This window comes from Methylobacterium sp. CM6246, from assembly GCF_054818005.1.
This window is the reverse complement of sequence record NZ_JBTXKY010000001.1, coordinates 4,894,630-4,916,746: the sequence shown is the minus strand read 5'-3', so window position 1 is coordinate 4,916,746 and position 22,117 is coordinate 4,894,630. Positions and strand designations below refer to the sequence as shown.

17 protein-coding genes are annotated in these 22,117 nt (G+C 69.2%); 8 read left to right on the top strand and 9 right to left on the bottom strand.

Going from position 1 to position 22,117, the window contains the following annotated elements; genetic code table 11:
- The gene (lptF, locus tag ACYQPG_RS23720; protein WP_147906643.1) at window positions 1-1,161 is read right to left on the bottom strand and encodes an LPS export ABC transporter permease LptF; all 1,161 of its coding nucleotides are present in this window, start codon (window positions 1,159-1,161) and stop codon (window positions 1-3) included.
- A gap of 183 nt (window positions 1,162-1,344) precedes the next feature.
- On the opposite strand from lptF, the gene ACYQPG_RS23715 reads away from it, so the two are divergent.
- From ACYQPG_RS23715 to msrP, 4 genes are all read left to right on the top strand, one after another.
- On the top strand, window positions 1,345-2,856 hold the full coding sequence (locus ACYQPG_RS23715) for a leucyl aminopeptidase (RefSeq protein WP_419830381.1): 1,512 nt from the start codon (window positions 1,345-1,347) through the stop codon (window positions 2,854-2,856).
- Window positions 2,857-3,156: 300 nt separating this feature from the next.
- Window positions 3,157-3,831, top strand: a complete 675-nt coding sequence (locus ACYQPG_RS23710) for a hypothetical protein (protein ID WP_419830380.1) — start codon at window positions 3,157-3,159, stop codon at window positions 3,829-3,831.
- A 102-nt stretch (window positions 3,832-3,933) separates the two neighbouring features.
- The gene (locus tag ACYQPG_RS23705; protein ID WP_461231875.1) at window positions 3,934-5,688 is read left to right on the top strand and encodes an AMP-binding protein; all 1,755 of its coding nucleotides are present in this window, start codon (window positions 3,934-3,936) and stop codon (window positions 5,686-5,688) included.
- A gap of 139 nt (window positions 5,689-5,827) precedes the next feature.
- Window positions 5,828-6,781, top strand: a complete 954-nt coding sequence (gene msrP, locus ACYQPG_RS23700) for a protein-methionine-sulfoxide reductase catalytic subunit MsrP (RefSeq protein ID WP_147906646.1) — start codon at window positions 5,828-5,830, stop codon at window positions 6,779-6,781.
- Window positions 6,782-6,926: 145 nt separating this feature from the next.
- On the opposite strand, the gene ACYQPG_RS23695 is transcribed toward msrP, so the two are convergent.
- The 6 genes from ACYQPG_RS23695 to carB all read right to left on the bottom strand — a co-directional run bounded on the left by ACYQPG_RS23695 (window position 6,927) and on the right by carB (window position 14,708).
- Complete coding sequence (locus ACYQPG_RS23695) at window positions 6,927-7,817, bottom strand: LysR family transcriptional regulator (protein WP_147854249.1); 891 nt, start codon at window positions 7,815-7,817, stop codon at window positions 6,927-6,929.
- 263 nt (window positions 7,818-8,080) lie between these two features.
- The gene (trxB, locus tag ACYQPG_RS23690; RefSeq protein ID WP_147937839.1) at window positions 8,081-9,061 is read right to left on the bottom strand and encodes a thioredoxin-disulfide reductase; all 981 of its coding nucleotides are present in this window, start codon (window positions 9,059-9,061) and stop codon (window positions 8,081-8,083) included.
- A gap of 14 nt (window positions 9,062-9,075) precedes the next feature.
- On the bottom strand, window positions 9,076-10,125 hold the full coding sequence (locus ACYQPG_RS23685) for a mitochondrial fission ELM1 family protein (RefSeq protein WP_147937838.1): 1,050 nt from the start codon (window positions 10,123-10,125) through the stop codon (window positions 9,076-9,078).
- A gap of 33 nt (window positions 10,126-10,158) precedes the next feature.
- On the bottom strand, window positions 10,159-10,662 hold the full coding sequence (locus tag ACYQPG_RS23680; protein WP_419830378.1) for a hypothetical protein: 504 nt from the start codon (window positions 10,660-10,662) through the stop codon (window positions 10,159-10,161).
- 5 nt (window positions 10,663-10,667) lie between these two features.
- Entirely contained in the window at window positions 10,668-11,144 is a 477-nt protein-coding gene (gene greA / locus ACYQPG_RS23675) for a transcription elongation factor GreA (RefSeq protein WP_187193718.1), read from the bottom strand.
- A 90-nt stretch (window positions 11,145-11,234) separates the two neighbouring features.
- Window positions 11,235-14,708: a carbamoyl-phosphate synthase large subunit gene (gene carB / locus ACYQPG_RS23670; protein WP_461231874.1), complete on the bottom strand. Its 3,474-nt coding sequence runs from the start codon at window positions 14,706-14,708 to the stop codon at window positions 11,235-11,237.
- Window positions 14,709-15,013: 305 nt separating this feature from the next.
- On the opposite strand from carB, the gene ACYQPG_RS23665 reads away from it, so the two are divergent.
- Window positions 15,014-15,448, top strand: coding sequence for a pseudoazurin (locus ACYQPG_RS23665; protein WP_147937834.1), 435 nt, complete (start codon window positions 15,014-15,016; stop codon window positions 15,446-15,448).
- A gap of 31 nt (window positions 15,449-15,479) precedes the next feature.
- On the opposite strand, the gene ACYQPG_RS23660 is transcribed toward ACYQPG_RS23665, so the two are convergent.
- Together ACYQPG_RS23660 and carA are read right to left on the bottom strand one after the other, a co-directional pair.
- Window positions 15,480-15,857, bottom strand: a complete 378-nt coding sequence (locus ACYQPG_RS23660; protein ID WP_147906653.1) for a hypothetical protein — start codon at window positions 15,855-15,857, stop codon at window positions 15,480-15,482.
- Window positions 15,858-15,979: 122 nt separating this feature from the next.
- Complete coding sequence (gene carA, locus ACYQPG_RS23655) at window positions 15,980-17,227, bottom strand: glutamine-hydrolyzing carbamoyl-phosphate synthase small subunit (RefSeq protein ID WP_461231873.1); 1,248 nt, start codon at window positions 17,225-17,227, stop codon at window positions 15,980-15,982.
- Window positions 17,228-17,419: 192 nt separating this feature from the next.
- Here carA and ACYQPG_RS23650 point away from each other — a divergent pair, with 192 nt between their 5' ends.
- The 3 genes from ACYQPG_RS23650 (at window position 17,420) to rpoD (ending at window position 22,101) form a co-directional block, all read left to right on the top strand.
- Entirely contained in the window at window positions 17,420-17,881 is a 462-nt protein-coding gene (locus tag ACYQPG_RS23650; RefSeq protein WP_147854239.1) for a GatB/YqeY domain-containing protein, read from the top strand.
- A gap of 120 nt (window positions 17,882-18,001) precedes the next feature.
- Window positions 18,002-19,900: a DNA primase gene (gene dnaG, locus ACYQPG_RS23645; protein ID WP_419830377.1), complete on the top strand. Its 1,899-nt coding sequence runs from the start codon at window positions 18,002-18,004 to the stop codon at window positions 19,898-19,900.
- A gap of 200 nt (window positions 19,901-20,100) precedes the next feature.
- Window positions 20,101-22,101: an RNA polymerase sigma factor RpoD gene (gene rpoD / locus ACYQPG_RS23640; protein ID WP_147906656.1), complete on the top strand. Its 2,001-nt coding sequence runs from the start codon at window positions 20,101-20,103 to the stop codon at window positions 22,099-22,101.
- Window positions 22,102-22,117 lie beyond the last annotated feature (16 nt).

The window sequence follows — 22,117 nt, the reverse complement described above, 5'->3', positions numbered from 1 at the left end:
TCAGCGTGCCGGGGCGAGGCGCGGGGCGCGGAACAGGGCGCGCACCGCGCCCGCCACCGCGGCATTGAAGGCGCGCACCCGCGGGCCGAAGAAGATCAGCAGGCCGGACAGCGCGATCGCCAGGAGCGGGACACCGTAGATCGCCGCCACCGCCCCGGCGCTGCGCGCGGCGGCGCTCACCGCGGCGAAGCCGGCGATCCGCAGGGCGACCACGGCCAGGATCGCCCCGGCGACCGCGAGCCCGCGGCCCTGCCGGGTGGTGCGGGGATCGCCAAGCGCCGCGAAGGCGATGAACACCAGGGCCAGCGGATAGAGGCAGGCCGACAGCCTATCGTGCAGCTCGGCCCGGAACCGGCCCTTCTGCAGCTTGTAGTAGCCCTCGGTCTGGTCGGGGAACAGCAGCTGCGAGGTCGAGCGCTCGCGCGGCTTGTAGATCGTGTCGGCATCCGGGGGCGCGAAGGCCGCGAGGTCGATCGTGTAGCGCTCGAAGGTCAGGATCGAGGAATCGCGCGAGTCCTTCTGCTGCTGGTGGACGCTGCCGTTCTCCAGGACAAGGAAGCTCTGCCCGTCGATGTCGACGGCGTTGCCGCGGTCGGCGAGGTAGACCTTGGTCTTCCCGGCCTCGCGCCGGTCCTGGATGAACAGGCCCTTGAGCACGCCGCCGGGCCCGCGCTCGCGGAAGTGGAAGGTGATGCCGTTGTCGAGCTGGGTGAACTGCCCCTCCTTGACGACGTTCGCGATGAAGTCGCCCCGGACCCGGGTGATCACGTCGCGCAGCTCCTGGAAGCTCGCGGGCATCACCACCACCACCAGGAACCCCACCAGGAAGCTCACGATCAGCGCGAGCGTCAGGAACGGCCGCAGCAGCGCGCGCGGCGGCATGCCGGCGGCCGACATCACGATTAGCTCGGAATCGCCGTTGAGCTTGTTCAGCGCGTACACGGTGCCGATGAACAGCGCCACGGGCGCGATCACCACCACCAGCGTCGGCAGCGACAGCCCGGTCACGAACAGGAAGACCAGGAGGGTCTGGCCCTTGGCGGTCACCAGATCGAGCTCGCGCAGGGCCTGCGTCAGCCAGATCGTGCCGGTGAGGCCGATCAGGCACGCGAGGCTCGCGCCCAGGGCGATCCGAAAGATGTAGCGCTCGATCTGCCTCATTGGCCCGGCAGTTCCGCCCGTCCTCTCGCGCCCTCATGGGCTAGGGAACCGACAAAAGGGGCGATTCCAGGGCTGCTGCGTCGCGTTGCGTTTGCCGCCTCAGCGGCTACACAAGGCGGATCACGCCTTGCGGCATGGCCCAAGCGTGGGAACGGCTGCGGAACATTGGGCAGGACGACGGGTATGGCGGACGGTATCGAGATCGGTTTCGGACCCCTGGAGCAGAGTGGCCAGGGCCCGGGGGGAACGGGCGATCTCGTGGTGTTCGTCGGCGACGACCTCGCCCTCGGATCGGCGGCCCGGGCGGCGCTCGGCGCCGCGGGTGCCGACCTCGTCGCGAAGGCCGCGGCCTCGGAGAAATTCAAGGGCCGCTCGCTCAGCGCCATGAGCCTGCCGACGCCCGCGGGCGTCAGCGCCGACCGGCTCGTCGTGGTCGGGCTCGGCTCCGAGAAGGACCGGGCCAAGACCGACTGGCCGGCGCTCGGCGGCTTCACCGCCGGCAAGGTCGCGGGCCGGGCGGCCCGGGTGGTGCTCGACTGGCCGGGCACGAATGTCAGCGCCGCGCAGGCCGGCGAGTTCGCGCTGGGCGCGCGCCTGCGGGTCTACGCCTTCGACCGCTACAAGACCAAGAAGAAGCCCGACGCCGAGGACAAGAGCGGCACCACGCTCACCCTCCTGCTCGCCGAGCACGGCACGGCCTCCCGCGAGGGCGAGGGCGCCCGGACCCTGTCCGAGGGCGTGATCCTGGCGCGCGACCTCGTGAACGAGCCGCCGAACGTGCTCTTCCCGGAAGAGTTCGCCCGGCGCGCCTCGGAGCTGTCGAAGCTCGGCGTCGAGATCGAGGTGATCGAGCCGGCGCGTATGCGCGAACTCGGCATGGGCGCGCTGCTCGCGGTGGCGCAGGGCTCGGTCCGCGAGCCGCGCATCGTGATCATGCGCTGGAACGGCGGCCCCGCCGGCGAGGCACCGGTCGCCTTCATCGGCAAGGGCGTGGTGTTCGATTCCGGCGGCGTCTCCATCAAGCCGGGCGGCGGCATGGAGGACATGAAGGGCGACATGGGCGGCGCGGCCGCCGTGGTCGGCGCGCTCCACGCGCTTGCCAGCCGCAAGGCCCGGTGCAACGTCGTCGGCGCCATCGGCATCGTCGAGAACATGCCGGACGGCGGCTCCTACCGCCCGTCCGACATCCTGACCTCCATGTCCGGCCAGACCATCGAGGTCATCAACACCGACGCGGAGGGCCGCCTCGTGCTCGCCGACGTGATCACCCACGTGGTCCGTAGCGCCAAGCCGAAGGCAATGGTCGATCTCGCGACGCTGACCGGGGCGATCATCGTGGCGCTCGGCCAGGACATCGCCGGGATGTTCTCGAACGACGACGCGCTGGCCGCCAACATCAACGCCGCCGGCGAGGCCACGGGCGAGAAGGTCTGGCGGATGCCGCTGATCCCCGCCTACGACAAGGCGATCGATTCCAAGTTCGCCGACATGAAGAACACCGGCGGCCGTCATGGCGGCGCCGCCACCGCGGCCTCGTTCATCAAGCGCTACGTCGAAGAGGTGCCTTGGGCGCATCTCGACATCGCGGGCGTGGCGATGTCGTCGAACGCCAGCGAGATCAACCGCAGCTGGGGCGCGGGCTGGGGCGTGCGCCTCCTCGACCGGCTGGTGCGCGACCATTACGAGGCGCGGTGAGGCGGATCATGTGTCTGAGCCGCTCAGCGTCGGAGATGCCGTCGTCTGGTCTATGGACGGCAGCCTGACAGACCGATTTTGTCATTCCGGGGCGCCGCAGGCGAACCCGGAACCCATAATCGCCGACGCGGCCAGGTTTCGATCGGTCGGTGGCTATGGGTCCCGGGCTCCGCTGCGCGGCCCCGGGATGACAAGGTGGGTGCCCAGGTGCCAGCATGATCCGGACGCCGGCAACGGAACGATCGTTTGATAGGGGCGCGCCCTGTGCAGTCCGTTGCGCGTGACCAGACCGATGCGTCTGTGGCCGATCTGAGAAAGATGCTCCTGGCCGCAGCCCCGATCCTGGCCGCGCTCGCGGCGCTGGCGCTGGTGACCGTCACCGGCTTCAGCCAGCGCTCCGCCGTGCCGGAGGCGTTCGAGCCCTGGATCTACGGCTACTTCATCGCCCGCTATCCGCTCTTCGCCTTCGCGCTCGTCTACGGGATCGCGCATCTCGCGACGGTCGCGGCGGGGCCGGGGCCGGCCTCGGCATTCCGACGGATCCTGTTCGCGTCGCTCGGCACCGCGGCCCTCGCTGTGATCGGTCTCTACCCGACCTTCGGAGGCCTGATCCTGCGCGGCGGCTACGCCACCGGCGGGATGGCGTTCCTGACCCATCAGCCCCTATGGCTGGCCTACGGGCTCGGCGCCGGCGTCGCGGCGGCGATTTTCGGCGGCACCCTCGGCCTGTTCGCTCTGGCCGCCAACCGGCCCCTGCGCCCGCGTCTGCGGCGGATCGGGGCCGGATTGCTGGCGTACCTGGCCCTCTGGTTCGGCGCCGGCGTGATCGGGCTCGCGGTCCCGCTGGGGTTCGGATCCTGGCCGCTCCGGGGCCTGCGCCTGCCCGAGGCCGGCCTTGCCGCGCTGCTCCTTTCCGTCGCCGCCCTGCCGCACGCCGCGCTGACGACATTCAGCCGGCTACGTCGGACCGCCTGACGGCGGCGCCTTGCTAGTGGCGGTGGGTTCGCCCACAGTCGGGGGGTTCTGCGTAGGGACGAGACCCGACCGTCGAGAGTCGGGCTCGCGGGAGACGACGCGATGCGCGAGGCCAGCGTAATCGAGCACGGTGCGACGGCACGCACGCACGGGTCCGAGACGGATCCGGCGTTCGCACGGCTTTCCCCCCGTCCCTGGCTCGCCGCTTATCCGCCGGGGGTCCCGGCCGAGATCGACGTCGACAGCCTCGGTACGCTGGTCGACCTGTTCGAGACCAGCGTCTCGGCCTTCGCCAACCGCCCGGCGATGCTCTGCTTCGGCTCGACCCTGACCTATGCGGGCCTAGGCAAGCAGGCGCGCGCCCTGGCGGCCTGGCTGCGCGCCCAGGGGCTGGCGAAGGGCGACCGCGTCGCGATCATGCTGCCGAACGTGCCGGCCTACGCGGTGGCCCTGTTCGGTGTGCTCTCGGCCGGCGGGACGGTGGTCAACGTCAACCCGCTCTACACGCCCCGGGAATTTTCCCAGCAGATCAACGATTCGGGCGCTCGCTTCCTGATCGTCCTCGAGAATTTCGGCGCGACCGTCGCGGCGGCTCTGGCCGACGTGACGCTGGAGCGCATCCTCCTGGTCGGCCCCGGCGACGGCCTCGGGCTCAAGGGTCAGGTGATCAACCTGGCTAGCCGCCACGTGCGCAAGGCCGTGCCGCCGTTCCAGCTGCCCGACGGGCTGGCGCTGCCGTTCACGACCGCCCTGCGCCGGGGCAGCGGCATGCCGCACGCCTCGGTGCCGGTCGCGCCGGAGGATCTGGCGTTCCTCCAATACACCGGCGGGACAACGGGCGTGGCCAAGGCGGCGATGCTCAGCCACCGCAACATCATGGCCAACGTCGAGCAGTCGCAGGTCTGGTTCAACTCGAAGGATCCGAGCATCCTCCGCTGCGCCGTCACGGCCTTGCCGCTCTACCATATCTTCGCGCTGACGGCCTGCTTCTTCCAGTTCATGCGCAACGGCGGGTCGTGCCTGCTGATCCCCAATCCGCGCGACTGCGACGGCATGGTGAAGACCCTCAGCCGCCACCGCTTCACGTGCCTGATGGGCGTGAACACGCTGTTCAACGTGCTGATCAACCACCCCAAGATCGACACGGTCGACTTCTCGAACCTCGACTTCGTCGTCGGGGGCGGGACGGCGGTGCAGCGTCCCGTGGCCGAGCGCTGGAAGGCGCTCACCGGCAACACCATCCTGGAGGGCTATGGCCTGTCGGAGACCTCTCCGGTGGTGAGCGCCAACCCGCCCGGCATGACGGAGTTCTCCGGGACGATCGGGTTCCCGTTCCCGTCCACCGAACTCTCGATCCGCGACGCCGCCGGCAAGCCGGTGCCGCCGGGCCAGCCGGGCGAGATCTGCGTGCGCGGGCCCCAGGTGATGCGCGGCTACTGGAACCGGCCGGATGAGACCGCGCGCGCGATGACGCCGGACGGCTTCTTCCGCACCGGGGACGTCGCCGTGATGGAGCCGGACGGCCAGATCAAGATCGTCGACCGGATGAAGGACATGATCCTCGTCTCGGGGTTCAACGTCTATCCGAACGAGGTCGAGGAGGTGCTGGCGGCCCATCCGGCGGTTCTGGAATGCGCGGTGGTCGGCGCGCCGAGCGAGGAGACCGGCGAGATGGTGGTCGCCCACGTGGTGATGAAGGATCCGGCGGTCTCCATCGACGCCCTGCGGGCGCATGCCCGCACCCAGCTCACCGGCTACAAGGTGCCCCGCCGGGTGGTGCTGCACGATGCCTTGCCCAAGACCAATGTCGGCAAGGTGCTGCGCCGGGTCCTGCGCGACGAGACGCCGCCCGGCTGAGCGTGCCCGCGGCGGATCGTCGTCGGCCGCGCACGTAACCGCCTGCCCCGATCGCCGAATGGTGAGACTGCGGCGGTTGTACCCCTGTCGGCGCAGACCGATCTGTGGGCTGTTCGCGCGGGACAGGCGAGGAGAAGCGATGTTGATCCGGAGCAGGCGCGGGTGGGAGATCCCGGAGACCGAGGCCACGCCCGAGGCCGTCTTCCTGAACCGCCGGGCACTGATCGGAGCCGCCGCCGGGCTGGCCGCCGGATCCGTCTTGGGCGGTCGCTCCGCCTTCGCGGCCGCCGGTGATGCGGCGCTCTACCCGGCGCCGCGCAACCCGGCCTACACGCTGGACCGGCCGCTGACGCCGGAGCAGTTCAGCGGCGCATACAACAACTTCTACGAGTTCGGCACGTCCAAGACGGTGCTGCCGGCCGCCAACGCCCTCAAGACCCAGCCCTGGACGCTGAAGATCGACGGCCTTGTGGAGAAGCCGTTCGAGATCGGCGTCGAGGACCTGATCCGGAAGATCGGCCTTGAGGAGCGGCTGTACCGTCACCGCTGCGTCGAGGCCTGGTCGATGTCGGTGCCGTGGACGGGGTTTCCCCTGTCGAAGCTCGTGGCGCTCGCCAAGCCCGGCTCCGGAGCCAAGTATATCCGGTTCGAGACCTTCATGGACAAGGCGATGGCACCGGGCCAGCGCGCGTTCTACTATCCCTGGCCCTACACCGAGGGGCTGACCCTGGCCGAGGCCGGAAACGACCTCGCCTTCGTGGTCACGGGCGTCTACGGCAAGCCGCTGCCGAACCAGTTCGGCGCGCCGATCCGCATCGCGGTGCCGTGGAAATACGGGTTCAAGTCGGCGAAGTCGCTGGTCAAGATCTCGTTCACCGCCGACCGACCCAAGACGTTCTGGGAGGGCCTGCAGGCCTCGGAGTACGGCTTCTGGGCCAACGTGAACCCGGCGGTGCCGCATCCACGCTGGAGCCAGGCCTCCGAGCGGGTCCTGGGCACCGACGAGCGGGTGCCGACGCTGATCTACAACGGCTACGGCGAGCAGGTCGCCGGGCTGTACAAGGGGCTGGAGGGCGAGCGGCTGTTCCTGTGAGGGACGACTAGATCCCATATGGCCTGGGCGCCTTGGTGGGGGTCTCAGGGGCGAAGCCCCTGAGACTTGCAGGGCGGAGCCCTGCACCCGCAAAAGATCGACGATCTTGTGAAACCGGACCTATCATCGACCGCGCAACGGCCGGTCAGTAGGTCCAGCGCTGCGCCTTCGAAACCAGGAAGTCGCGAAACGCCTGCACCCGGGCGACCGAGCGCATCTCCTCGGCGTAGACCAGGTAGCTCTCGAGGCTCGGCATCTCGGTGTCGCGCAGCACCTGGGTGAGCTGCTGGTCGCCGTCCACCGCGTAGTCGGGCAGGATGCCGATGCCGGCGCCGGCTTCCATGGCCCGTTGGAGCGCGCCGATGTTGTTCACCGTCAGGTGGACGCTGCGCCGGTCGCGGCCCTCACGCCCGGCATCGGCCAGCCAATGGGCCGCCAGCAGGTAGGAGGGCTCGTTGCCGCCGAACGAGACCAGGCGGTGATTGTCCAGTTCCTCGATGGTCTTGGGCTCGCCGAAGCGCTTGACGTAATCGACGCTGGCGAACGCGTGGTAATGCACGGTGAACAGCCGGCGCTGGATCAGGTCCGGCTGGGCCGGGCGACGCATGCGGATCGCCACGTCCGCCTCCCGCATGGCAAGGTCGAGCTCCTCGTTGGTCAGGATCAGCTCGATCCGCACATCGGGGTAGAGGTCCAGGAATTCGCCGACCCGTTGCGACAGCCACGAGGTGCCCAGCCCCACCGTGGTGGTCACCTTGAGGTCGCCGGTCGGCCGCTCGGAAGTCTCCACGAGGCGCGCCCGGGTGTTCTCCAGGCGCAGCTTCATGTCCCGGGCGGCGCGGAACAGCAGGTCGCCCTGCTCGGTCAGGATCAGGCCGCGGGCGTGGCGGTGGAACAGCGGCGCCTTCAGCTCACGTTCCAGGGCGCTGATCTGGCGACTGACCGCCGATTGGCTGAGGCCGATATCGTCGCCCGCCTTGGTGAAGCTGCCCGCCTCTGCGACGTTCAGGAAGATCCGGATCTTGTCCCAATCCAAGGCGAGAACCCCCACCACCGCGAATCCGCATTCGATGCGCGGCCCGCGCCGGGCCGGTGCTGCATCAGGCGTAGCACCGGGCGATCCGCACGCGGCCGACGCCGCGCGGACGCGGCCGGCGCTGCTGGGGCATGCAAGGTTTGCAGCCCTGCCCGGTCAGAACCCCTATGCGCCCGGCGCATGGTCCGACGCAAGGGTTCAGATCGCGAAGTTGTTGACAGGACTTTGGTCCAAGAGCGCCGAAGCCTTGGCGCTGCGTGGTCTCACTCGGCGGCAGCGGCCTGGATCGGGCTCTCGCCGATCTCCAGGTTGGCGAGGAACTTCTCGGCCTCCAGGGCAGCCATGCAGCCCATGCCGGCGGCCGTGATCGCCTGCCGGTAGACGTCGTCGGTTACGTCGCCCGCAGCGAACACGCCGGGGATCTCGGTCTCGGCGGTGCCCGGTCGCACCGACAGGTAGCCGCCGTGGCGCATGGGCAGCTGGCCCTCGAAGATCGCGGTGGCCGGCTGGTGACCGATCGCCACGAACACGCCGTCGGCGGGCACGTCGCTGATCTCGCCCGAACGCGGATCCTTGAGCCGGACATGGGTGACCGTCGGAGCCGGCTTCTGCACGCCGCAGATCTCGGCGATCTCCCGGTGCCACAGCACGGTGACGTTCGGGTGCTTGAACAGCCGCTCCTGCAGGATCCGCTCGGCCCGGAAGCTGTCCCGGCGGTGCACCACCGTGACCTTCTTGGCGATGTTGGCGAGGTACAGCGCCTCCTCGACCGCGGTGTTGCCGCCGCCGACCACCACGACTTCCTTGCCGCGGAAGAAGAAGCCGTCGCAGGTCGCGCAGGCCGAGACGCCGCCGCCCTGGAACGCCGCCTCGGAGGGCAGGCCGAGCCACTTCGCCTGGGCACCGGTGGCGATGATCAGCGCATCGCAGGAATAGGTCTCGCCCGAATCGGCCTCCAGCCGGAACGGCCGCTGCTTGAGATCCACCGACGTGATGTATTCCGAGACGATCTTGGTCCCGACATGCTCCGCCTGCAGCCGCATCTGCTCCATGAGCCACGGCCCCTGGATCGCCTCGGCGAAGCCCGGGTAGTTCTCGACGTCCGTGGTGATCATCAGCTGGCCGCCGGGTTGGAAGCCGGAGATCAGCAGCGGCTCGACCATCGCGCGGGCGGCGTAGACCGCGGCCGTGTAGCCGGCCGGGCCGGATCCGACGATCACGAGCTTGGCGTGCGTGTGGGCCATCTCTCTCGTTCCCTTCAGGTCAGTCCGGTCGCGCGGTGCGCAGCGTAAGCCTTGGCGAGCGCCTCGGCTATCACCGGGGTCGCATCGATCGGCTTGTAGGGCAGATCGACTAAGCGACCGGTGAACGGCCGCAGCGCCCCGGCGATCGCCAGGCCGGCGAACATCCGCCGATGCCGGATATAGGTACGCGGCAGGTCGAACAGCAGAACGGGTGCGCCGGTCGCCACCGCCTCGCTGACCATGTTGGCCGAATCGGAGGTGACCACGATCGCCTCGGCGAGCGCCAGCATGGCGACGTAGGGGTTGTCGCCGGTGCCGTCCCAGAGGAAGCCCCCGGTCTCGGCCGTGAGCGTCTTGACCGCGTCGCGCAGCGGGTTGGGCGTGCGCCGGGAGATCGTCACCATCAGCCGGCAGCCCTGGTCGATCAGGCTGCGCAACTCGCCCACGAGGCGCTGCATGTCGGTCTTGCGGTAGCTCAGGTGCCGGCTGTCGCCGCCCACCAGCACCGCCACGCGCGGCCCGTCGAGGTTCGCGAGCCGCGGATCCGGGTTGGCCCGGGCCGCCTCCAGCCGGGCGGCGGTGACCAGGTGCGGCGCCGTCAGGGTCGTGAAGACGTTGGGGCCGCGCAGGTCGTCGTAATCCGGCACCCAGATGAAGTCGGCGCTGTCCGCCCCGGTCCGCGGATCCTTGAGGAACGCCGTGAAGGTCCGCCCGTCGGTCGCGCGCCGCAGCGCCCGGAGATACGGCACCGCCCGGCGGCCCGAGGCGATCAGCAGGTCGGGGTAGGGCCCGGACAGGGCGCCGTTGCGGCGGCGCGGGCTCTCGCGCGGGTCGATCGGCCCCCACGGGGCGACCCATCCGAATGGGCCGGCGGCCGGGACCTGGCGGATCTCGAACGGGACCCCGAGGGTTTCGGCGATGCCGACGCACTGGTTCTCGTCGCCGGCCTTGCCGTCGGTGATGATCCAGGCCCGGGCCTGCGACAGTTCGGGAGGGGGCTCGCGCCGCACGGATGTCTGATCCAGCGAGGCGGGCGTCGCCTCCGGCACGTCGATGCTTCTCATCGGGAACGCCTTACACCGCGGGCCGGGCCGGGGCTAATTCCGCGGCAGGTCGCGGGCGAGCCACTGGGCGTAGATGTCGGCGATCGCCGCCAGCCGCCGCGCCTCGAAATCGGGGGCGTACCACGCGCCGCCGTAGCTCGACGGGGTCGCGGTCATCTGCGGGTGACGCCCGAGCACCTGCCCGTTGCGGCCGACGAGAAGCGCCTCCCCCTCCAGGTAGTCGGTCTCGAAATTGCCGCCCCGGCCGCGCATCGCGCCGCCGCCGACATAGGGGCGCAACGACAGCGCCGTCACGACCACCACCAGACGCGGTCCGGCGCCGCCGATCCGCCCCGCGAAAGTCTTGCGCAGGGCCGCGCTCAGGTCGGCCGCGAGCGCGTCGGCCTGGAGGCCGGCGCCCTTGTCCCGCAGGGGCCGCACGTCGACCCGGACGTCGGAGAAGGTCGCGGTCGGCGGAAAATCGCCGGCCGCCGAGGCCGGCACCAGCCCGCACAGCAGGAGGAGGCCGGAGAGCCAGCTCCGGGCATACGCGCGCATCGCGCTCAGCCGCCGAACTGGACGCCGACGACCTCGTACGACTTGCCGCCGCCCGGCGTCGTCACCTCGACCGTGTCGCCGACACCCTTGCCGATCAGCGCCCGCGCGATCGGGGACGTGATCGAGACCCGGCCCGCATGCACGTCGGCCTCGGGCTCGCCCACGATCTGGTAGGTCTTCTCCTCCTCCGTGTCGTCGTCGACGAGCTTCACGGTGGCGCCGAACTTGATCTTGTCGCCGGACAGCTTCGCGACGTCGATGATCTCGGCCCGCGCGATCATGCTCTCGAGTTCCATCACGCGTCCCTCGTTGTGGGACTGAGCCTCCTTGGCAGCGTGATACTCGGCGTTCTCGGACAGGTCGCCGTGCGCGCGGGCTTCGGCGATGGCCGCGACGATGCGCTGGCGCTCCACCTGCTGGCGGTGCTTCAGCTCCTCCTCGAGAGCCGCGAAACCGCGCACCGTGATCGGAACCTTGTCTATCGTCATCGTCTCGCGCCACAATGAAGAGGCCCGGCCGAGAGTGAAGCACTCTCCCCGGGCCACGAAGTTAAGTCAGCGGGACCCTGAGGCTCAGGCCGCAAAGTATTCTTGCAAGGCGCGAACCTGGAGATCGCCTTCTAGATAGGCCTTGATCCCTTCGGCCGCAGCCATCGCGCCGGCTAGAGTGGTGTAATACGGCACCTTATGCAAGAGGGCCGCGCGGCGGAGCGAGCGCGAGTCCGACAGCGCACCCGCGCCCTCCGTCGTGTTCAACACGAGCTGGATGTCACCGTTCTTGATCGAGTCGACCACGTGCGGCCGGCCCTCCAAGACCTTGTTGACGCGCTCGGCCGGCACGCCGTTCTCGACCAGGTATCTCTGCGTCCCGCCGGTGGCCAGGATCGAGAAGCCGAGTTCCGACAGCAGCTTCACGCTCGGCAGGATCCGGGCCTTGTCGGCGTCGCGCACCGAGACGAACACGGTGCCGGAGCGCGGCACCTGCGTGCCCGAGCCGAGCTGGCTCTTGGCGAAGGCCACGCCGAAGCTGGCATCGAGGCCGATCACCTCGCCGGTGGAGCGCATCTCCGGTCCGAGCAGGACGTCGACGCCGGGGAAGCGCGCGAACGGGAACACCGCCTCCTTGACGGCGATGTGGGCCAATTCCTTGCGCTTGAGGCCGAAGCTCGCGAGCTTCTCGCCGGCCATCACCCGGGCGGCGATCTTCGCGATCGGCTCGCCGATCACCTTGGCGACGAACGGCACGGTGCGGGAGGCGCGCGGGTTCACCTCCAGCACGTAGATGTCGCCGTCCTTGATCGCGTACTGCACGTTCATCAGGCCGCCGACCTTCAGCGCCAGCGCCATCGCGGTGGTCTGGCGCTCCAATTCGGCGATGGTCTCCGGGGAGAGCGAACGCGACGGCAGGGAGCAGGCGGAATCGCCGGAATGGATGCCGGCCTCCTCGATGTGCTCCATGATGCCGGCGATGAACACGTCCTGCCCGTCGCAGACCGCGTCCACGTCGATCTCCACGGCGTCCGACAGGTAGCGGTCGAACAGGAGCGGGTTCTTGCCCAGCACCGTGTTGATCTGACCGGTCTTGTCGTTCGGGTAGCGGGCGACGACGTCGGACGGGATCAGGCTCGGGAGCGTGCCGAGCAGATAGTCGGCGAACTGGCTCTCGTCGCGGATGATCGCCATGGCGCGGCCGCCCAGCACGTAGCTCGGGCGCACCACGAAGGGCAGGCCGAGCTCGGAGGCGATGATCCGGCTCTGCTCGACCGAATAGGCGATGCCGTTCTTCGGCTGCTTCATCCCGAGCTTGTCGAGCAGGCGCTTGAACTGGTCGCGGTCCTCGGCGAGGTCGATCGCGTCCGGGGAGGTGCCGAGGATCGGCACGCCGGCCGCCTCCAGGGCGCGGGCGAGCTTCAGCGGGGTCTGGCCGCCGAACTGCACGATGACGCCGTGCAGCGTGCCGGCCTGCCGCTCGGTCTCGATGATCTCCAGCACGTCCTCGGCGGTCAACGGCTCGAAGTAGAGCCGGTCCGACGTGTCGTAGTCGGTCGAGACCGTCTCCGGGTTGCAGTTGACCATGATGGTCTCGTAGCCGGCCTCCGACAGCGCGTAGCAGGCGTGGCAGCAGCAATAGTCGAACTCGATACCCTGGCCGATCCGGTTCGGTCCGCCGCCCAGGATGATGATTTTCTTGGCATCCGTCGGTTGCGCCTCGTCGACGACCGTGCCGGCGAAGGGGGCGACGTAGGTCGAGTACATGTAGGCGGTCGGCGCCTTGAACTCGGCCGCGCAGGTGTCGATGCGTTTGAAGACCGGACGGATGTCGAGCGCCCGGCGCTTGGCCCGGACCTCGGATTCCTCCAACTTCGCCAGCACGGCGAGGCGCGAATCCGAGAAGCCGGCGGCCTTGAGCTGGCGGAACGCCCCGGGAGTGCCCGGCAGCCCGTGGGCCTTCACCCGGTTCTCCAGGTCGACGATCGCCTGGATCTGCTCCAGGAACCACGGATCGACCTTGCAGGAGGCGTGGACCTCCTCGTGGCTCACGCCGAGGCGCAGGGCCTGGGCGATCTTGAGCAGCCGGTCCGGCGTCGGCACGCCGAGCGCCGCCTTGATGGCGTTGTGGTCGTCGCCGCGGCCGAGGCCCTCGATCTCGATCTCGTCGAGACCGGTCAGCCCGGTCTCCAGCGAGCGCAGGGCCTTCTGCAGCGATTCCGCGAAGCAGCGGCCGATCGCCATCGCCTCGCCGACCGACTTCATGGCGGTGGTGAGCGTCGGCTCGGCGCCCGGAAACTTCTCGAAGGCGAAGCGCGGGATCTTGGTGACGACGTAGTCGATCGTCGGCTCGAACGAGGCCGGGGTCGCGCCGCCGGTGATGTCGTTGGCGATCTCGTCGAGGGTGTAGCCGACCGCGAGCTTAGCCGCGACCTTGGCGATCGGGAAGCCGGTGGCCTTGGAGGCCAGCGCCGAGGAGCGCGAGACGCGCGGGTTCATCTCGATCACGATCATCCGCCCGTTCTCGGGGTTGATCGCGAACTGCACGTTCGAGCCGCCGGTCTCGACGCCGATCTCGCGCAGCACCGCCAGCGATGCGTCGCGCATCACCTGGTATTCCTTGTCGGTGAGCGTCAGCGCGGGGGCGACGGTGATCGAGTCGCCGGTATGCACGCCCATCGGGTCGATGTTCTCGATGGAGCAGACGATGATGCAGTTGTCCGCCTTATCGCGGACGACCTCCATCTCGTACTCCTTCCAGCCGAGCACGCTCTCCTCGATCAGGACCTCGTTGGTCGGCGAGGCGTCGATGCCGCGCTCGACGATGTCGAGGAACTCCTCGCGGTTGTACGCGATGCCGCCGCCGGTGCCGCCCATGGTGAAGGACGGGCGGATGATCGCCGGCAGGCCGACCTCGGCCAGCGCGATCAGGGCCTGCCCGAGGGCGTGCTCGCTGTAGCGCTTGCGCCGCTCGGATTCGCCGGACTGCCACTTGCGCTCGAAGGCCGTGATCGCCCCGGCGCGCGCCTGCGGGTCGGCGTTGGCGGCCTCGATCCGGGCGATCTCGGCCAGAAACTTCTCCCGGTCGGCCTTCTTGGCCGCCGAGGCGTTGGCGAGCGCCGATTTCGGGGTGTCGAGACCGATCTTGGTCATCGCGTCCCGGAACAGGCTCCGGTCCTCGGCCTTGTCGATGGCCTCCGCGGTGGCGCCGATCATCTGCACGCCGTACTTGGCCAGCACGCCCATCTTCTGCAGCGACAGGGCGCAGTTCAACGCCGTCTGGCCGCCCATGGTCGGCAGGATCGCGTCGGGGCGCTCCTTCTCGATGATCTTGGCGACGATCTCCGGGGTGATCGGCTCGACGTAGGTCGCGTCCGCCATGTCCGGGTCGGTCATGATCGTCGCGGGGTTCGAGTTCACCAGGACGATGCGGTAGCCCTCCTCACGGAGCGCCTTGCAGGCCTGGGTCCCGGAATAGTCGAACTCGCAGGCCTGCCCGATGATGATCGGTCCCGCACCGACGATGAGGATCGAGGAGATGTCGGTGCGCTTGGGCATCTGCGGCCTTTTCAGGCCAAGCGCGCCCGATCGGGCACGGCTCGGATCGGCCCTGCTCCCGGACGCGCGTGGCGGGATTGTCGTTGAGCGCCGCGTTTACACGGCGGATCGGCGCATTGGAAGGCCGTGCGCGTTCGGCGATGGTGCGGGGCGTTGCAGGCGGGTCCGCGGGCCTCACGCCAGATTCAAATAGTTCTGAAGTCTTCGCCTGATGGCGAACGGCATTGCCGAGTCGTTTCCGGCTCCATAAAGCTCTTTCGATCGACGGGTCCGTCGATTGAAACGATAACAATTCGAGATTGACGATGATCAGGGAAACGTTCAGCGCGGCGATGCTTCTGCTCGGCGCGGCAGCCGGCGCACGGGCGACGGAAGTCTCCGTCAAGACGCTCAACAACGGCCCGGGCGGGATGATGGTCTTCGATCCGGCCTTCGTGAAGATTCAGCCCGGGGACACGGTCCGGTTCGTGCCGGCCGACAAGGGCCACAACGCCGAACTCATCAAGGGCATGGCGCCCGAGGGCGCGCCGACCTTCAAGACCGTGGTCGGCAAGGAGGAGGCTGTGACCTTCGACACGCCCGGCCTCTACGGCTTCAAGTGCTCGCCGCACTACATCATGGGCATGGTCGGCCTGATCGAGGTCGGCGACAAGCCGGAGAACCTCGAGGCCGCAAAGGCGGTCCAGCACGGCAAGCTCGCCGCCAAGCGCTTCGAGCCGCTGTTCGAGAAGGTGCAGTAGGGGTCCGGCGGGGGCGGCCCGCCGTCCCCGCTCAGAATCCGGCGTGAAGCGCGGCGAGCGCCCGGTCGATCGACAGGTAGAAAATTCCGAAGGCGACCAGGGCGGCGGCGGCGAATTCGAGCGCGACGTTCGAGAGCGTCTGCGCCCGGCGCAGCATCTCGCGGCCGAAATACAGGGACACCCAGGCGAACGCGAGCACGGCCGGCATCGCGAACAGGTAGGACACCGTGCTCTCGACCCGGTCCAGGCCGGCGGCGGGATCGATCAGGGCGCGGATGTTGCGCACCCAGGGGGCGTAGACGGCGGCGTAGAGCGCGGTCGCCCAGGCGAGGCTGGCCGCGACACCGAGATGGAACGTGAAAGTCCGGTGCAGGCGGGAGAAGTCGTCGCGCGCCTCGTCGATGGTCATCCGGCAATCCCCCCGGACGGAACCGCCATGTGCGGCCCGTCGATGGGTTCTATAAGCCGCCGGAATTCGCGGATTTTGTGACCCCGGCGCGGCCTGAATGGGACCACGCGGACGCGGACCGATCAGGCGTCCTCCTCGGTCTCCGGCGCACCGGAGCGCATCAGCGCGACGAAGCGCTCGAACAGGTAGTGGCTGTCGCGCGGGCCAGGCGAAGCCTCGGGATGGTGCTGCACCGAGAAGGCCGGGCGGTCGGTGAGGGTGAGCCCGCAATTCGAGCCGTCGAACAGCGAGACATGGGTCTCGACCGCGCTGGCCGGCAGGCTCGCGGGATCCACCGCGAAGCCGTGGTTCATCGAGACGATCTCGACCCGGCCGGTGGTCTTGTCCTTGACCGGGTGATTCGCCCCGTGATGGCCCTGGCCCATCTTCAGCGTCCGGCCGCCGAGCGCGAGGCCCATGAGCTGGTGCCCCAGGCAGATGCCGAAGGTCGGCACCTTCTCGTCCAGCAGCTTGCGGATCACCGGCACGGCATAGGTGCCGGTCGCCGCCGGGTCGCCGGGACCGTTGGACAGGAACACCCCGTCGGGCTTCAGCGCCAGGATCTCCTCGGCGCTGGTGGTGGCCGGCACCACGGTGACGTCGCAGCCGGCCTGGGCCAGCAGCCGCAGGATGTTGCGCTTCACGCCGTAATCGATCGCCACGACCTTCAGGCCCTCGCCGGGCGCGCGCTTGCCGTAGCCGTCGCCGAGCGCCCAGACGGTCTCGGACCATTCCGAGTTGGCGCGGCTGGTCACCGGCGGCACGAGGTCGAGGCCCTCCATCGGGGCGAGGGCCGCGGCCCGGGCCTTCAGGGCCTCCCGGTCGAACCGGCCCTCGGGATCGTTGGCGATCACGGCGTTGGGCATGCCGCCGTCGCGGATGCGGGCGGTGAGCGCCCTTGTGTCCACCCCGGTGATCCCGACGATGCCGCGGGCGTCGAGCCAGCCGTCGAGATGTGACGACGACCGCCAGCTCGACGGCTTGGTCACCGCCGAGGCGATCACGGTGCCGCGCACGCCCGAGGCCGGGGCCGCCTCGAGGCTTTCCAGATCCTCGTCGTTGGTGCCGACATTGCCGATATGCGGGAACGTGAAGGTGACGATCTGCCCGGCATAGGACGGGTCCGTCAGGATCTCCTGGTAGCCGGTCATCGCCGTGTTGAAGCAGACCTCGCCGTCGGCGACGCCGGTCCGGCCGATGCCGAAGCCCTCCAGGATGGTCCCGTCGGCCAGCACCAGCAGGGCCGTCGCGACGGGCTCCGCCCAGGGCTCGGGGGCAGCGGCTTTGGAGCCAGCGGGTTTGGAGGCCTGCGCGGCGGCGTCTTGCAGCATCGGGTCGGTCTCGCTTATGTCCGGCCGAAGGCAGGCACCGTGATGCGGTACGCTCGGCTGGCGGCATGATCGTGTGCGGCGCTCTTAGCGAGCGGCCCGCGATCGGGTCAATGTGGCCGTGCGGCCGATGAGGCTCAACACCCGCAAAGTGCAGGCCAGCCCCCCGTTTCTCCCGTCAAAAGGTTCATCGAGATGCTGCGCGCCCGCCTCACCACCGAGATGAAGGAGGCCATGAAGGCCGGCGACAAGGACAAGCTCGCCACCGTGCGGATGATCCAGGCCGCCCTCAAGGACAAGGACATCGAGGCTCGCGGCCTCGGCAAGGAGCCGGCCTCCGACGAGGAGATCCTGTCGCTGCTCCAGAAGATGATCAAGCAGCGCACCGAATCGGCTACGGTCTACGAGCAGGGCGGACGCCCGGAACTCGCCGCCAACGAGCGCTCCGAGATCGCGATCATCGAGGCGTTCCTGCCCAAGCAGATGGACGAGGCCGAGATGAAGGCGGCGGTCGACGCCGCGATCCTCGAGACCGGCGCCGCCGGCCAGAAGGACATGGGCCGCGTCATCGCCGCCCTGAAGGGCACCTTCGCGGGCCGGATGGATTTCGGCAAGGCGAGCGGGCTGGTGAAGGCCGCGCTGGCGGCGAAGGGCTGAGACCGAGGCGCCGGCTCTCCCCACAATCCCCCGCCTGATCGAACGATCGACCGACCGGGCGGGACTCGGACCGCCCCCGCGCGCTATACTCGGCGGTCAGGCAGTCGATCCGCAGGCCCCGTGCGCTATCCGCCCCACATCCTGGAAGAGATCCGCGCCCGGCTGCCGGCCTCGGCCGTGGTCGGCCGGCGGGTGCAGCTGAAGAAGGCCGGCCGCGAATGGCGCGGCCTGTCGCCGTTCAACGCCGAGAAGACGCCGTCCTTCTACGTCAACGACCAGAAGCAGTTCTATCATTGCTTCTCATCGTCCAAGCACGGCGACATCTTCACGTTCCTGATGGAGACGGAGGGCCTGAGCTTTCCCGAGGCCGTGGAGCGGCTGGCGAGCGAGGCCGGCGTCAGCCTGCCGGCGCCCACGGAAGATACCCGCGTCGCCGAGAAGCAGCGCGCCGGGGCGATCGAGGTCATGGAGATGGCCGCGCGGTGGTTCGAGGACCGCCTGCGGGCCGGGCCGGGCAGCGAGGCGCGGGCCTATCTCGAACGCCGGGGGCTCAAGGACGACACGCAGCGGGCCTTCCGGCTCGGCTACGCGCCGAACGAGCGCTACGCCCTGCGTGACCACCTGGCCGGGCAGGGGGTCGACAAGGCGCTGATGGTCGAGCTGGGCCTGCTCGCAGGCGGCGAGGATGTCTCGGTCCCGTACGATTATTTCCGCGACCGGGTGATGTTCCCGATCACCGACACCCGCGGCCGGGTCGTCGCCTTCGGGGGGCGGGCGCTCGCCAAGGAGGTGCGCGCCAAGTATCTGAATTCGCCCGAGACGCCGCTCTTCCACAAGGGCCGGACGCTCTACAACCTCCACGGCGCGCGCAAGGCCTCCCACGAGCGCAGCTCGATCATCGCGGTCGAGGGCTACGTCGACGTCATCGCCATGACGCTGGCCGGCCATCCCGAGACGGTGGCGCCGCTCGGCACCGCGCTGACCGAGGACCAGCTGGCCTTGCTCTGGCGCCACGCCGACGAGCCGATCCTCTGCTTCGACGGCGACAAGGCCGGGCAGCGGGCGGCCTTCCGGGCGCTCGACATCGCCCTGCCGGCCCTGGAGCCCGGCCGCTCGCTTCGGATCGCCCTGCTGCCGGGCGGTCAGGATCCCGACGACCTGCTGCGCTCGGGCGGTCCCGGGGCGATCGACCAGGTGCTGCAGGCCGCGCTGCCGCTGTCCGAGCTGCTCTGGCGCCGCGCGCTCGAATCGGGGCCGGCCGATACGCCCGAGCGCCGGGCCGGCCTGACCCAGACGCTGCGCGCCACCGTCGCCACGATCCGCGACGAGACCGTCAAGCGCTACTACCGCGACGACATCGAGGAGCGGCTGCGCAGCCTGTCGCCCCGGAACGCGCGGTCCAGCGGGCCCGGGTCCGGGCCGAAGGGGCAGAACCGCCGCTTCGTCCGCCCGGGCGAACCGGTCTCGCCGCGGATCACCGGCAGCCCCAGCGCCTCGATGACCGCCTCGGCGGGCTTCTCCGGGGCGGCGCCGGTGCGCGAGGCGGTGATCGCCGGCACATTGCTGGTCCACCCGGAGATGCTCAGCGAGTTCGGCGACGAGGTCTCGGAACTCGACTTCGAGCACCCCGACGCGCGGGCGCTCCTGTCGGTCCTGGTCGCTTGTGCCGCAGAGGACGGACAAACGAACGCGGACCTGTTGCAAACCCGCATCACACGGGCCGGTCTCGGAGAGGCGGCGGAGCGGATTCTGGCGCTCGCCCGGTCCCGAGACCGGATTACGCTGTCCCCGCACGCCGATCCGCAGCAGCGCGCGGACGCTCTCAGACAGGCGATGATCTTGCACCGGCAGGCTGGCGCGCTACATAGCGAACTTCGCGAAGCACGGCAGGCGTTCGAAGACGATCCGACCGATGCCGGGTGGGCATGGCTCTGCGAAGTCAAGGCGAGGCTGGAGACCGTCATCGCTGCCGAGGCTGAAGCCGACAAGCCGGTGTCGAACGACTCGACCGCCGCATGACGGCCGTGCGATGGCGGTGGCGACGGGCCGAACCCCGCGTTAGTTAACAATTGGTCAAGCCTCGGGCTTGCATACGGAACCCGAAGACTCAAGGCGTCCGGAGCAATCCGGGGCCACTCGCAAGTATCGCGGCGCCGACGGCGTGGAGCGGCCTTACTCAGGCCCCCGCAGCGCGCCGCACCCGAAACAATAGGCTGATCATGGCGACGAAGGCAACGGAACGGGACGAGACGGACGCTGCCCCCGAGCAGCAGACCGACGGGCCGCTCCTCGACCTGACGGATGCTTCGGTCAAGCGGATGGTCAAGCTCGCGAAGAAGCGCGGCTACGTGACCTACGAAGAGGTCAACGAGGTCCTGCCGGAGGGCCAGTCCGACCCTGACCAGCTCGAGGACGTGCTCTCGCAGCTGTCCGAGATGGGCATCAATGTGGTCGAGGCCGAGGAGACCGACGAGGCCGCAACCACCGAGAAGGCGGCGAACGGCGCCGACGGCGAGGAAGAGGAATCCGAGGGCGGCGAGGTGGCCGAGGTCGCGCCGACGCGCGCCGTCACGGTCGCCACGACCACCAAGGAGCCGACCGACCGCACCGACGATCCGGTGCGGATGTACCTGCGCGAGATGGGCTCGGTGGAGCTCCTGTCCCGCGAGGGCGAGATCGCGATCGCCAAGCGCATCGAGGCCGGCCGCGAGGCGATGATCGCGGGCCTCTGCGAGAGCCCGCTAACCTTCCAGGCGATCATCATCTGGCGGGACGAGCTCGTGGAGGGCAAGGTCCTCCTGCGCGACATCATCGATCTCGAGGCGACCTACGCCGGCCCGGACGGCAAGAACGCGCCGCAGATCGCCGAGGGCGAGAGCGAGGAGAGCGCCGAGGAGGCCGAGCCGCCGGCGCCGCCAGAGGGCGGCGACGACGAGGATGACCTCGAGAACAACGTCTCGCTCGCCGCCATGGAAGCGGAGATCAAGCCGCGGGTCCTCGAGACCTTCGACGCGATCGCCGCGAATTACCGCAAGCTGCGCAAGTTCCAGACCGAGGGCGCAGACCGCAAGGCGGCCGGCGAGAAGAACAGCCCGGCCCAGAACCAGAAGCAGATCGAGCTGAAGGACAGCGTCGTCGCCGACGTGAAGTCGCTGTCGCTCAACAACAACCGCATCGAGGCGCTGGTCGGCCAGCTCTACTCGATCAACAAGCAGCTCATCGGCCACGAGGGCCGGCTGATGCGCTATGCCGAGAGCCACGGCGTGGCCCGGGACGAGTTCCTGCGCCACTACCAGGGCTACGAGCTCGATCCGAACTGGATGGAGCGCGTCGGTACGCTGGGCGGCAAGGGCTGGAAGAACCTGGTCGAGCGCGGCTCGAAGCAGGTGACGGAGCTGCGCGCCCAGATCCTCGACCTCGCCTCCGAGACCGGCCTGGAGATCGGCGAGTACCGCCGCATCGTCAACATGGTCCAGAAGGGCGAGCGCGAGGCCCGGCAGGCCAAGAAAGAGATGATCGAGGCGAACCTGCGCCTCGTGATCTCCATCGCCAAGAAGTACACTAACCGCGGCCTGCAGTTCCTGGACCTGATCCAGGAAGGCAACATCGGCCTGATGAAGGCGGTCGACAAGTTCGAGTACCGGCGCGGCTACAAGTTCTCGACCTACGCCACGTGGTGGATCCGGCAGGCGATCACCCGCTCGATCGCCGACCAGGCCCGCACGATCCGCATCCCGGTGCACATGATCGAGACGATCAACAAGATCGTCCGGACCTCGCGCCAGATGCTGCACGAGATCGGCCGCGAACCGACCCCGGAGGAGCTGGCCGAGAAGCTGGCGATGCCGCTGGAGAAGGTGCGGAAAGTCCTGAAGATCGCCAAGGAGCCGATCTCCCTCGAGACGCCCATCGGCGACGAGGAGGACAGCCACCTCGGCGACTTCATCGAGGACAAGAACGTCGTTCTGCCGATCGACGCGGCGATCCAGTCGAACCTGCGCGAGACCACGACCCGGGTGCTGGCGTCGCTGACCCCGCGCGAGGAACGCGTGCTGCGCATGCGCTTCGGCATCGGCATGAACACCGACCACACCCTCGAGGAAGTCGGCCAGCAGTTCTCGGTGACCCGCGAGCGCATCCGGCAGATCGAGGCCAAGGCGCTCCGCAAGCTGAAGCACCCGTCGCGTAGCCGGAAGCTCCGGAGCTTCCTGGACAACTGAGCCCCCGTCGCGGCCC